Source organism: Nitrospira sp. BLG_1 (assembly GCF_047338595.1).
GTDB lineage: Bacteria > Nitrospirota > Nitrospiria > Nitrospirales > Nitrospiraceae > Nitrospira_D.
Genome location: NZ_JBLFBO010000005.1, coordinates 78,590 through 91,474 on the forward strand (window position 1 = coordinate 78,590; position 12,885 = coordinate 91,474).

Genomic DNA, 12,885 nt, shown 5'->3' on the forward strand with positions numbered 1-12,885 from the left:
GCAACATTCCAGCGACTTGTTTGGGAATGACCAAGTGTTTCAGTAAACTGCTAGAGCGGCTGACCTCTATGTACGAATCCTTCTATCAGCTCAAGACAAAACCATTCGCCCTCCTGCCGGACAGCAGTTTCCTCTATCAAGGCACAGAACATCAGGCGGCGTATAGTCTATTGGAATATGGCATTCTGAGTGAGGCCCCGTTTATGGTGCTGACGGGTGATCCCGGTGTCGGGAAGACCTCCCTCCTCCAGAAGCTCATCGCTGAGCATGGTGCCCGGCACAAAATTGGGCTGGTGACCAATGCGCGATATGATATCGAGCAGCTCTTGCCATGGATTCTGTTGTCCCTCGGATTAAGCGCCAAACGGCTTGATCCTATCGAAGCCTACCACCTGTTTTCTGAGTTTCTGTCACAAGAGTCGAGACGGTCTCGACGCGTCATTCTCGTCATAGATGAAGCTCAAAGTTTGGGGGCCGAGTTGCTTGAAGAGTTGCGATTGTTGTCGAATATGAACGATGGGAGGGCATTAAAACTGCAAATCATCCTCTCGGGTCAGCCCGATCTCTATACGCTGCTTCAACGGATCGATATGACTCAATTCGCCCAACGGATTGTCGTCGACTATCATCTCAAACCATTATCGGAAACCGATACGGCAAATTGTATTCGCCATCGACTCCATGTCGCGGGTGGGCGTCCTACGCTTTTTACCGATCAGGCCTGTGCGCTTGTGCATCGCTTGAGCCAAGGGAATCCACGACTGATTAATCAAGTCGCAGATATTACCCTGACCTATGGATACGCTGAACAAGCACGAACCATTACCGCAAAGTTGGTCGCTCAGGCCGCCATTGACAGGATCAAGGGGCGAATTCTCCCGCTCGCTGCCACGGAGGAATTAGTTGCTCTTGCATCGGCCCCGGACGAGCCCGCGGAACACCAAGGTTCCAGCCGAACGCTCTCATTGGAGCTGGTTGTCGATGAACCTTCCGAAGCCGCTTTGAGTCAGTCTTCGGAGGAGAGCTATCAACGAGCCATGGTCTTAAAAGAGCACGCGCAATTCAAAGAGGCCGTGGAACTCTTTCATGCAGCTGCCAGGGACAAGTCCCTGTGGTTCAAGGCCAATGCGCAGGTCGGTTTTTGTTATGTCAAGATGCGGGAGCCTCAGGCGGCGATCCAAGCCTTTTGCACCGCTCTGGATGATCCGATGGCACCGCCGAACGAGATCACGGATGTCCTCTACTGTTTGGGGCGCAGTCTTGAATCCGTTGGAAAGGTCGATCAGGCTCGAGAGGTGTATGACCGGATCAATCAGTCCACTCCATCTTATAGAGATGTTCCCAGTCGGTTGAGACAACCGGGAACGTCTTCGAAGCGATCGGAGAAAGTTGATGGGCAGGCTCCAGCCAGACATTCTTGGTTCAGTGGAATGATTGACAATGTGCAGCGGTTTCTTATTGGCAGCCACAAGTGAGTGTGTTCCACCATTCAGTGTGATCCTCGAAGACCTTCATGTCTGATTCATCACAGGATATCTCCGATCTGTCCGTCAGTCCTGCGGAGCGCTATGAGCGAGGACTTGCGCTCAAACAGGCTGGACTGCATAAGGCTGCGATCGACCAGTTTGAAATGGCTGCTGTCGAGGCCGCATTGGCATTGAAGGCGTATGCACAGATCGGACTTTGCTATAAACTGGCTGGTTGCTATGAAGAGGCTGTTCCGGCCTTTCAAAAGGCGCTGAATGTGACGACGGCCTCATCAAAGGAAACCGTGCAGATCCTGTATGTTCTCGGTCGCACGCTGGAATCATTAGGGCGTGTTGCGGAAACACTCGAAGCGTATCGGTGGATTCGACGGGAAGATCCGGACTACCGAGATGTGACAGTACGGATTGCGCGTTTGAGTACCAGGCGTCCGGCTGTCGGTACGAAAAAGAATTAATGCCCAGGTAAACTTTGCAGGTGTCTACATTTGGCAATCAGATTCTCGCCGCTGCAAGCGCATGAGTTTCCGGCGGATGAGATCATCTGCGGGCAGGAGTATTTGATTCCAGGTTCATTCAGGTCGGTATGACGGAAGGTCCTCCAGTTAGATCTGCTGAGGCTCTTGAACGATCGCAAGTAATGTGGTCGATATCTGCTGAGTCATTGTCTTCCTCCTGGTTTTCCCAAGCATATAAAGGATTTCAGGTGCCTCTGCTTGGAGTGGTTCTGGCGGGGAGCAGCTGAACTCCGGCGGTTGGTATAACATGCATTTCGTTTCAACCACGGTGAGGTCGTTCAATACACTGTTTTCAGAGTTCCAACTATGGGATGGTGTCAAATTCGGACAAGCGTGGCTGCGCTGATGGAAGCAGTCTGGACTGTTGCAGACCCTTGGGGTGTGTGACTCCGGCAGGGAAGTCGGTTGAGTGTGGTCAGGAAGGCAGGGCCTTGGTGTTGAACGTAGGTGCCTGGTTTTGGAGAAACGAAAGAAGTTTACCTCTCGGGTACGGCGTGGTCTTGAGCAGCACGGATTGTGTTATGATTTCCGGATTTCCATCGGTACGCCGGTGAATTGAACCCGCCGGCGAAAGACCTGTTCGAAAAGATCGGCTCGGCTCTTCGCGGCCCAGAGTTCCATCTCTGCGTCGCCCGTGAGCTGCACCTCGATGGTAACCAGCTTCCCAAGTTTGACCTGCAGGCGTTGGATCAGCGAAAAATGGGTCCGGTCGAGCCCATCCGCGATTCGCAACAGCGAGGCTAGGATCTTGACAGTGCGTTGGAGGCGAGGCGGCAGGCTAGTGAATTCTTCGTGTTTGAGCGTCGGCAAAGACCGTCGGTGGTAGCGAGCGATATTGGCGACCACATCAATGTCTTCAGCCGTCAACCCACCAAGATCGCTGTGTTTGATGAGGTAGTACGCGTGCTTGTGATGTTGTCTGGGATTAATATGATACCCCACGTCGTGCAGGATGGCGGCATATTCGAGCCAGGTACGTGCCTGGTCTCCGAGGTGATGCTCGCGCTTGGTCTGGTCAAACAACTGTAAGGCCAAATCAGCCACATGGAGCGAATGACTCTCCGGGGCATGACAGCGCCGAGCCAGACCGATTACGTTTCGACGGCGGACGTCAGGAAAATCCTGTTCGGCCTTCAATCCTTCGCGATGACGGGCGATAAAGTCATAGATGATTCCCTCTCGAATGGCCTTGTCACAGAGCGTGATCTGCTGAAGACCGGATAGTTCGAGCAGGCATCGAAGCACGACGGTGGTGGGCAGTAGGGTATCGACTCGTTTGGGATCCAGACCTGGAATAGCCAAACGGTCTTTCACCGATGAACGGGCCAGCTCAGCTTCAAGGCTTCGGATATGTTTCAAGAGAACGGTTGCCAGGTTGTGTTGTGGAAGCGGCCGACCCGTTTGACGAAGATGGACGACCTCGCCCACGTTGCCGGCCATGCCTGAGGTGGCGACCAGCGAGTGAAAGTTCTTCATCTTAAAGGATCCAATGGCGTCACGGAGATGGGTCGTGACGAGGGTTGCGAGTGTCCGCATCATGGCTTGCGATGGCGGTGTCTTCGGGAGGCATTGCTCGGTGAGCCGGATTGCCCCCAGTTTGAGGCTGGTGCCGTGCATCAGGCCATCTCGATTCCCCACGATCAACTCGACCGATCCACCGCCGATATCAACAACCAACGTCGGTCCGTCCGGGAGGGCGATACTGTGTTTGACGCCGAGAAAGATGAGCCGGGCTTCTTCCACCCCGCTGATCACACGTACTCGTAGGCCGATCTGTTCCAGAATCATCGCAACAAACTCGCCGCCATTTTGAGCTTCACGCACCGCGCTGGTCGCCACAGCGATGATACGCTCGAACCCCTTGTTGCGGGCGAGCGTGACCAATGTCTTGAGTACATTCATCGCACGAGCCATGGATTCGTCGGACAAGCGCCTGGTGGCGAACACGCCGTTGCCCAATCGGGTCATGTCTTTGAACCGATCCAGGATTTTGAAGCTGGCATCAGGTAGGATTTCTGCCAGCACCATGTGAATGGAGTTTGTTCCGATATCGATAACGGCAAGTTTGGACACGACACGACCTCTCTTGCAAGCCAGTAGGGACCTTAATGAACAACAAGGGGTCTGTCAAGAAGCGGAGTGTGAACAACGTGTGACAATCGCGGGAGAGTCTGCCGGCGTGGCGCAGCGCAGTTTTATCCGATGGTCTACTGGACGACCAGATGAACACTTCGATTCTTTTGTCGACATTCGCTGCTGTGTTCAAAGCAGAGCGGACGGTCTTTGCCGTAGCTGGTGGTTGAGATGTCTGTCAGGACACCGAGTCGTCGAAGATAGGCCTTGACGTTCTTGGCCCGACGCTCGCCCAGCACGAGATTATATGCGGATGTGCCGATATCATCGCCGCGCCCCTCCAAGATGAGCCGGGTGATACTGTCTTGCTGCAGCTGTTTTGCATCGGACTCCAGGACGTGGAGGGCGTCCCCCTGGATGGCCTCTTGATCGAAGTCAAACAAGATGTCGGCCAACATTCCGGCATCCAAGCCAGTGGCGTTTCGTGCCGTCAGTTCAGACTGCATGGCAGGATGTGTACGTGAGCCGGTGAGGTGGGCATCATTCGGGGGGATCTCCTTAATCGCTGGTTCAGCGATCCGTTCTTCCTGCCCACGCAGATCTTGTCCGATGAGGGAGCCTGATTTAGAAGAACATCCATGCATCAGCAGAACGGTAAGGCCGAAGAGGCTGACGAGCGTTACACTGCGTACCGGTGTCATATGGTCTGCCTTTGAGTGAAGGGCATGCCGACCGTCACTGGAGGAGTGCGTGTGCGGCTTCATAGATCGGCCCGAGCTCGCTGATCGGTGTCCAGTTCAAGACGGCTAATGAATCCTCAACATACGATGGCGTTCGCATGCCGTTGAGGACGCAGGTCACTCCAGGTGTGCTGCTGAGTATCCAGAACATGTTCTGGGAGAGAGAGGCAGCGCGCGGTGCGTCCGGCAAGAGCGGAGCAATGGCGCGGGTGATTTGTTCGGTCTGGGCTCGACTCCGCAGGGTTGCTTCATGCCTGAATGCACGGAGAAGAGTCAGGAACTCAGGAATATAGCGTTGCCGCCAGTGTTCCCACTGTTCAGCCGTAGTCCCGGAGAGCTGGCGCGAAAGCAGTTGGAGAATCCGATTCACTCGGGGAGCAATCATGTGATGCTCGAGCTGTTCCCAATGTTCGAGCCCTTGAATCTGTGGAAGGATACCGCGCAGCTCCCCGGCCCAATTGAAGTAGTCGCTCGGCGACATCTCGGTTCCAGTCGATTGGATATGTGGGGCCAGGGAGGCCAGGTATTCCTGCTCAAGTGCCTCGATGGTGCTCAGTTGCTGATCGAGCGCAATCGACGTGTCCTCAACGGGAAGTTCCGCGAGTCGGATCATCTTGTTCCGTGCCACCATGGCGTTCAGCGGCCGATTCACCAGCACGGCAATGTTGTGCTGACGGGCATAGGCAAGAACGGTCTGTGCGCATGATGGGCCTGTATTGGCTTGTGTGGCGGGCCCTGATTCGAAAAGATTCATCGGGCACTGTACGACCTGAAAGTGGTGGGGAGATGCTCCGAGAGAGCGTGCGGCTTTTTCAGCTGCTTGCACCATGAGCGAGAGGGATGTCCCTTCTGGATCATCGGCGGACGATGCGATGGTATTCGAGGATACACCATAGTATTGAAGACGTCCAGCCGCCACCTGGGTCTCAAAATAGGCAAAGGCTCGCTGCAGGCGATCGTAGAACTCGGTACGCAGCTTCTCGATATCTGCAACGCTGCGATGCCTGGCCTCCAAGAGAAAATATTCCGGATTATGAAGCAGGCAGATGTCGAGCGTAGTCAGCCCAAGGCGATCCAGTGATGATGTCAGCTGGTCCGCCAAGAATTCCGGATGAATGCAATGCCAAATCCCATCCCCATACTTCACCATGTCGGGGTACGGGTGTCCAGTCCGTTCCTTCGCTTCGGCGATCTTCAGATTCTGTCCTTGGATGTACCCGATTTTTGAGACCACGATGATCTCATTGCGCTGAACCTCACCGGATGCAACAAGTTCGGCCAGCACGGAGCCCACCAACCGTTCGCTGTCTCCGTCCGTGTAGTTTGTAGAGGTGTCGATGAGGTTGCACGAGGTTCGTAGAGCCTGTATGAGAGCAGCCCGATGCTCAGCATGCTGAGTGTCGACCCGATAGGTGCCAAACCCAATCCTTGTCGTGGTGAGGCCTGTCGTACCGAGGGGCGTCAGCCCCTGTGCCAGATTAGCCTGTCCGCTCCGCGACAGTATACGGGATGCGTAAGTCGCTGTACCCTGTGTGGTCGCTTGTCCCGGCAGCCGGGCGCCGCTCAGCATCCTTGGTTCATTCTGTACGTTCAAGGAGGTGGACTGATCGGCTTGTATGGCCTCCGTCACAAGACGAGGGTCTGTGATCGGCTGTCGGCAGGTGTAATTTCGGCAGATGTAGAGGCTGGGCATACCGGAAACGGTTGGCCTGTCTTTCAAAAGAGGCAAGGATGACGGTGTCAATGGTGAGCTTGCCGCGATGATGCGATTGGGCAGATAGCATTGGGCCACGGCTTGTTGAAGCGAGCTAAGCGATCCCTGCACGGCATTACCGATAAAAGCCAGTTCCACCGGACCTTCGGTCAAAAAGTCAACGACCGCAAGACTCTTGGCAAATGCACGGGGATAGCGGGTCATCTGCCGGCCGTAGGCACGCATTGCGGCGGTCGCAGCACGGCGCCAGTCGTCTCGATCAAAGTGAAAGGACAGTCGAGCCAGGGCAGATGCTGCCACCGCGTTGGCGCTTGGCGTCGCACCGTCTGTACCCTCGCGGTGACGCAGGATGAGCGCTTCGTGCTGTTTTGCCGTGGTGAAGAATCCGCCCTGCTCCGCGTCCCGAAAGTCTGTCATCAAGTAGTCGGCCAATCGTGCGGCGGCAAAGAGATAGGATTCAGCGGCGCCAGCTTCGTAGAGATCCACCAGGCCTTCGGCCAGGTAGGCATAGTCTTCCAGATAGGCGTCGAGATGTGCGCGGCCGGCTCGTGAGGTGCGGAAGAGGCGTCCATCAGGTTTGGTATGGTGTCGGAGTAAGTAGTCGGCTGTCTGGGTAGCGTGTCGGAGATATCGAACGTCGCCAAAGACTCGCGCGGCTTCAGCCATGGCTGAGAGCATCATCCCGTTCCATGAGGTGATGATCTTGTCATCAAGTCCGGGAGGGACGCGCTGCCGCCTGGCTTCATACAGCAGGGGCTTCACCCGTGAGGCGGTATTCAGGAGCTCATCCGGTGTGAGCTGGAGTTGTCTCGCCACGTCCTCAATGGGTTGGAGACGATTGGGGATGCTTGTGTGTTCCCAATTGCCTGATTTCGTGATGTCGTACAAGGCACAAAATCGCCGACTGTCTTCGTCGTTCCGGAGCACTTCCTGAACCTGAGTCGGAGTCCAGACAAAAAACTTTCCTTCCTCACCTTCTGAGTCGGCATCAGTCGAGGAGTAGAATCCACCATCAGGCCCGGTCATTTCACGGCAGATATAATTAAGCACATCAGACGCCACGTCACGATAGCGTGGCGTCTTGGTGACTTGGTAGGCTTCGACATACACACGTGCCAGCAACGCGTTGTCGTAGAGCATCTTTTCAAAATGAGGGACCAGCCATCGGGCGTCCGTTGAGTAGCGCGCGAAGCCGCCACCGACATGATCGTAGATCCCACCGGCTGCCATCATATCGAGAGTCTTGGTGACCATGGCAAGTGTGTGAGCATCGCCCGATCGTCGATGGCTGCGAAGGAGCAATGATAATCCCGTGGCGGGGGGAAACTTCGGCGCCGTTCCGAAGCCTCCATGGGTCTCGTCGAACTCGTCTTTAAACTGAATCACTACCTCTTCCATGACTGCTTCACTGATCGAGACTGGAGAGATCTGCTGACGTGAGCCTTGCAACTGCGCGGTCAGCTCTTGAGCCTGCTCCAGGACCTCTGAGGGGTGTGTCTCCCAATAGTCGGCAATCTTCTTCAACACGGAGCCGAAGCCTGGCCGCCCCCAACGGTCTTCGGGGGGAAAGTACGTGCCGGCAAAAAACGGTTGCTGCGCAGGTGTCAGAAAGACGGTCATCGGCCACCCACCTTGCCCATGATTCATGGCGATTGTGGCGGCCATATAGATCTCATCGAGATCGGGTCGCTCCTCCCGATCGACCTTGATACAGATGAACCAGCGATTCATGAGTTCCGCAATGGCCTGGTTCTCAAACGATTCCCGTTCCATGACATGGCACCAGTGGCAGGCGGAATATCCGATGGAGAGGAGAATGGGACGATTTTTTTCTTTCGCGAGCTGCAGCGCTTCTTGCCCCCAGGGGTACCAGTCGACCGGGTTGTAGGCGTGCTGCAACAGGTAGGGGCTGGTTTCGTGAAGGAGTCGATTCGGTTTCTTTTCGGTATAAGGTGATGACATAAGCTCAACCTAGCATCGTGATGAGAAGAGCGTCAACGGAGATGAGACGCAGGCGAAACGTCTCTCGCCCTTCGACGGGACTCAGGGCCGTGAGTATGTCGAACGGTGAAGCGTGAATCGCATTTTACGAACCCAGAACAAGATAACGATTTCTTCCCACCCTACGCTTCATGAACGACGTGTTTGTGGTAGGCTTCATCGGAGGAAGGGGAGCCCTATGGTGTCTATGAGCGAGATCGGCCCATATTCGAACTACCGCTTGACGGTGCGACTGGAGCTGGCGAATAAACCAGGAATCTTTGCACACGTTGCGGCGCTATTAGCGGAGGAACAGGCGAATCTCGGGGCGGTCGACCTGGTGTCGGCGACCAAGACGCGCATGGTGCGGGACATTACGTTCGACGTCCAGAATGAAGAACACGGTGAAAAGGTTTTAGCACGGTTGAATGCGTTGCCCGATGTCACCGTACTATCGGCTTCCGACCGGATTTTCCTCCTTCACCTTGGAGGCAAGATTCGGGTGGGCAGTAAAGTGCCGATCAGTACCAGGAACGTGCTGTCCATGGTCTACACGCCGGGAGTGGGACGGGTTTCTCAGGCCATCGCAAAAGAAAAGTCCAAAGTCTATACCTTTACGAGTAAGGGCAATAGTGTCGCGGTTGTCTCGGATGGATCGGCTGTACTGGGGCTTGGGAATCTTGGTCCGGAGGCGGCTCTTCCGGTCATGGAAGGCAAGGTGATGCTGTTTAAAGAGCTTGCCGGGATCGATGCCTGGCCCATTTGTGTGAGTACGCAAGAGCCGGATGCCATTGTCCGAATCGTCCAGGGCATTGCTCCTGGATTTGGCGGGATCAATTTGGAAGACATCAGCGCACCGCGTTGCTTCGAAATTGAACAGAAGTTAAAGCAAATCCTCGATATCCCTGTGATGCATGACGATCAGCATGGCACGGCGGTGGTATTACTCGCTGCGTTGACGAACGCGCTCCGGGTCACGGGCAAGCAACTGGATCAGGTTCGGATCGTCGTCAATGGGCTTGGTGCAGCTGGTACGGCCTGTTGTCGCATCTTGCTGGCGGCCGGTGCGGCGCATGTACTGGGTTGTGACAAGGAGGGGATCATCCTCCTCGGGGAAGCTGAGCAACTTCGAGCATGCCGAGCCGATCTTCGTGCCTGTTTGACCAGGGACCATCCGAAGGGTACGTTGCGTGATGCGTTAAGAGGTGCCGATGTCTTCATCGGATTGTCTGTCGGCAACGTGCTGACGGCGGACGATCTCGATTTGATGGTACCGGATCGAATCGTCTTTGCGTTGGCAAACCCGGATCCGGAAGTGCCTCCGGAAGTCGGCAGCGCCCACAGCGCAATCTTTGCCACGGGACGCTCGGATTATCCGAACCAGATCAACAATGCACTGGCCTTTCCGGGAATCTTTCGCGGGGCGCTCGATGTGCAGGCCAGTGAGATCAATGAGGCCATGAAGTTGGCGGCGGCCCAGGCCATCGCCCATGTGATTCCGGAGCATACGCTAGGTGAGGATTATATTATCCCCAGTGTCTTCGATAAGGAAGTCGTTCCCCAGGTTGCGCGGGCCGTGGCGGCCGCAGCTCGCGCGAGCGGTGTCGCCAGAAGACGGGCACGAGCGGATGAGCCACCTCTCCCTGAGTAGTTTCGTTTTCTTATATCGGGCTGGTTTTGCAAGGCTTCTTGAGCCTTCAGACCGGCGCATCCCCTGTGGTAGAATGCGCCCCTTGGAAATCAGGGGAGTGCGATGCCGTTCTCAACCGCGAAATTCTTGAAGTTCCGAACAGGGATGCAAAAGCGGATCGGGTCATTGCGCGCAAAAACCGAGGAGAGTCTGGACGTGGCGGTCGAGACCATGATGGAAGAACGGGTGGACGGGTTTTTTCAGGTGGAACATGGCCTGGAGGAGGTCATCAAGTCGCTGGTCGAAATTGAAGAAGAGTTGGAGGTCATTCGGGATCTGAGCGGCGCCATGCGGTTGGAGTCACGGTTGGAGTTCGTCGAGGATCGCTGGGATGAGTTCGATAGTGAAATTCGGGAACGCCCGCGACGGCGGCGCAAGCGGGTCAGTCTGGCCGACATGTTGAAAGCCGCGAGCGGAGCGGGACCTTTGTCGGAGAATCCGGCAGGAGTGAACAACGCGGTGGATGCCTATGCCATTATGGGAGTTGAGTTTGGGAGCTCGCTGGCGGATGTGACGGCGTCCTTCAGGACGAAGGCCAAGCAGCTGCATCCGGATGCCAACAACGGTGATCGTAGTTCTGAACCAGAACTACGCCGGATGTTGGAAGCCTATCAATTCCTCAAGGAATATCTCAGTCTGAGCAACACAGAACCGATGCGACCGCCGGATCGTCCCTACAACCCATCGGAATGATATATCAGGGATAATGTCCACTCCACCACAGTATATTACGAGTGCCAGTGAGCTCGGCGAGTTGTGCCGGCAACTCCGTGACAGTCCCCGCTTGGCCTTGGACACCGAATTTGTCGGGGAAGACAGTTTCGTTCCCAAGCTGGAGCTGATCCAGGTCGCGACCGAACAGACGGCAGCTATTATCGATTTTCCAGCGGTCTTGTCGGAAGGGGGCCTCGATGAATTCTGGGAAGTCGTCTGCGATGAGCAGGTTCAGAAGGTTGTGCATGCTGGGCGACAAGACCTAGATCTCTTTGCGGTCCATGCCGGCCAGATACCGAAACCTTTCTTTGATACTCAGATCGCCGCAGCCATGGTGGGTTTTGGCCCGCAGGTTGCCTATGCCAATCTTGTTCAACGGGTGCATGGGAGACGATTGGACAAGGCCCATACATTCACCAATTGGAGTGCACGCCCGCTGTCTCACGATCAACTGGCCTATGCATTGGAAGACGTGACGTTTCTATTGGCGATTCATGACCATCTGCAGACCAAGTTATCCAAACTCGGCCGGTTGCCGTGGGTCCACGAAGAGTTCGCGCGTCTGGAAGGGGCAGTCGGCGAGTCCAGACGGGAACCGCAGGAACGCTATCAACGGATACGGGGATGGGATCAGCTGAAGCCGAAAGCAGCCGCTGTTCTTCGGGAACTCGCGGCATGGCGTGAAGGCGAAGCGAAGCGGCGCAATGTGCCTCGAAGCCGAGTCGTCCGGGATGAAGTCCTGCTCCAATTGGCGCGGCATCCGCCGCGGCACCAGGATGAGTTGCGCAAAGTCAGAGGGCTTCACGGTTCCGAGATTGACCGGAATGGAGAGTCGATTTTTGCGACGATTCAGGCCGCGCTCGCGCTTCCGTCGACAGCCTGGCCGGTGCTCAACAAAGAGCGCAAACCCGAGCCGGAATTCAATGGATTGGTGGAGTTGCTGCAGGCAATCGTAAAGGCGCGAGCGTTGCAGGAAGAGATCGCGCCGACCCTATTAGCCACGACGTCCGACCTTCAAGAGTTAGTCGATGCCAAAGTCAACCGAGCGACGTTGGATCTCCCGCTCCTCAAGGGGTGGCGACGAATCTTGGTCGGAGATCTTTTGCTCGGGGCGTTGGATGGGAAGCTGGCCTTTACCGTTGACCCAGCCACACGCGCGATTCGATGGTCGCCCTCCGAACCGACCACCGATCGGTAAGCCGTTCATAGTCTGCCGACAATGGTTGGCCGGTAAGGCTGCAGCGAGTGAAACCGAACAGGCGAAGGTTTGAGGTTATGCGTGGGGATCTGCTGAAGCTGAGCCTCAGCCTTGACCTTCCCTGAAGCTGGAGGATCGGTTCACCCACCTACGCAGGAAGCCACAGCTGCCAAGCTGTGGAGGAATGCGCAGCGGGTGTCCTCCGACCCGTCGGCCAGAGCCTATGGGCGGCGTGCCGAAGCCTTGGCGAAGGAGGACACGCTTCGGCGGGTTCCGCCGAAGACACAAAACAGCGACCACGGCTGGTAAGCCGTGGGGTTCCACCATTGCTACAAAAGCTTCTCGATCGATTCCGCCGGCCGTGCCAGAATCGCCTGCTCTCCTTTTTCGACGATCGGTCGTTGAATCAGATCCGGGTATTGGACCATCAGATCAAGTAACTCATCGTCGGACAGCTGCTTTTTTGAGAGCCCCAGCTCCTGATAGATCTCTTCCTTGGTACGAAGGACATCTCGGGGAGAGAGTCCGGCTTTCTTGAGCAGCTTCTTGAGTTGAGATTTTGTGAACGATTGTTCGTAGTAATTGATGGCGGTGAAGGGCTTGCCGCTGTCCTTGAGCCGTTGCACTGCCTGTCGGCAGGTTGTGCACGTCGGTTTGTGATAGATCGTGATGTCCGCCATAATACCTCCTTGGTTAAACGTGTCCGCCTTGACGTTGTTTTTGAGTCCGTGGTAGATCCCAACCAGTCAGGTTTCAAGATTGCGGTTTCGGGTG

9 protein-coding genes are annotated in these 12,885 nt (G+C 55.8%); 5 read left to right on the forward strand and 4 right to left on the reverse strand.

Features of this window, described 5'->3' with window-relative positions; translation table 11 throughout:
- Positions 1-68: 68 nt before the first annotated feature.
- Together ACMTNU_RS06900 and ACMTNU_RS06905 are read left to right on the forward strand one after the other, a co-directional pair.
- Positions 69-1,475: an AAA family ATPase gene (locus tag ACMTNU_RS06900; RefSeq protein WP_413934497.1), complete on the forward strand. Its 1,407-nt coding sequence runs from the start codon at positions 69-71 to the stop codon at positions 1,473-1,475.
- A 38-nt stretch (positions 1,476-1,513) separates the two neighbouring features.
- A complete protein-coding gene (locus tag ACMTNU_RS06905) occupies positions 1,514-1,942 on the forward strand; it encodes a tetratricopeptide repeat protein (protein ID WP_413934498.1) in 429 nt (142 codons plus the stop codon).
- A gap of 579 nt (positions 1,943-2,521) precedes the next feature.
- Here the strand turns inward: ACMTNU_RS06905 and ACMTNU_RS06910 are convergent.
- The 3 genes from ACMTNU_RS06910 to ACMTNU_RS06920 all read right to left on the reverse strand — a co-directional run bounded on the left by ACMTNU_RS06910 (position 2,522) and on the right by ACMTNU_RS06920 (position 8,491).
- Positions 2,522-4,075, reverse strand: coding sequence for an HD domain-containing protein (locus tag ACMTNU_RS06910; protein WP_413934499.1), 1,554 nt, complete (start codon positions 4,073-4,075; stop codon positions 2,522-2,524).
- Positions 4,076-4,209: 134 nt separating this feature from the next.
- Positions 4,210-4,776, reverse strand: coding sequence for an OmpA family protein (locus tag ACMTNU_RS06915; protein ID WP_413934500.1), 567 nt, complete (start codon positions 4,774-4,776; stop codon positions 4,210-4,212).
- Positions 4,777-4,810: 34 nt separating this feature from the next.
- Positions 4,811-8,491, reverse strand: coding sequence for an aldo/keto reductase (locus tag ACMTNU_RS06920; RefSeq protein WP_413934501.1), 3,681 nt, complete (start codon positions 8,489-8,491; stop codon positions 4,811-4,813).
- 217 nt (positions 8,492-8,708) lie between these two features.
- Here ACMTNU_RS06920 and ACMTNU_RS06925 point away from each other — a divergent pair, with 217 nt between their 5' ends.
- The 3 genes from ACMTNU_RS06925 to rnd all read left to right on the forward strand — a co-directional run bounded on the left by ACMTNU_RS06925 (position 8,709) and on the right by rnd (position 12,111).
- A complete protein-coding gene (locus ACMTNU_RS06925) occupies positions 8,709-10,160 on the forward strand; it encodes an NAD-dependent malic enzyme (RefSeq protein WP_413934502.1) in 1,452 nt (483 codons plus the stop codon).
- A 102-nt stretch (positions 10,161-10,262) separates the two neighbouring features.
- Complete coding sequence (locus ACMTNU_RS06930) at positions 10,263-10,892, forward strand: J domain-containing protein (protein WP_413934503.1); 630 nt, start codon at positions 10,263-10,265, stop codon at positions 10,890-10,892.
- A gap of 13 nt (positions 10,893-10,905) precedes the next feature.
- Positions 10,906-12,111: a ribonuclease D gene (gene rnd, locus ACMTNU_RS06935; RefSeq protein ID WP_413934504.1), complete on the forward strand. Its 1,206-nt coding sequence runs from the start codon at positions 10,906-10,908 to the stop codon at positions 12,109-12,111.
- A 329-nt stretch (positions 12,112-12,440) separates the two neighbouring features.
- Here rnd and arsC read toward each other — a convergent pair whose 3' ends face one another.
- Positions 12,441-12,791 carry an arsenate reductase (glutaredoxin) gene (gene arsC / locus ACMTNU_RS06940; RefSeq protein WP_413934505.1) on the reverse strand — a complete coding sequence of 117 codons (351 nt, stop codon included), beginning with the start codon at positions 12,789-12,791 and terminating at the stop codon, positions 12,441-12,443.
- Positions 12,792-12,885 lie beyond the last annotated feature (94 nt).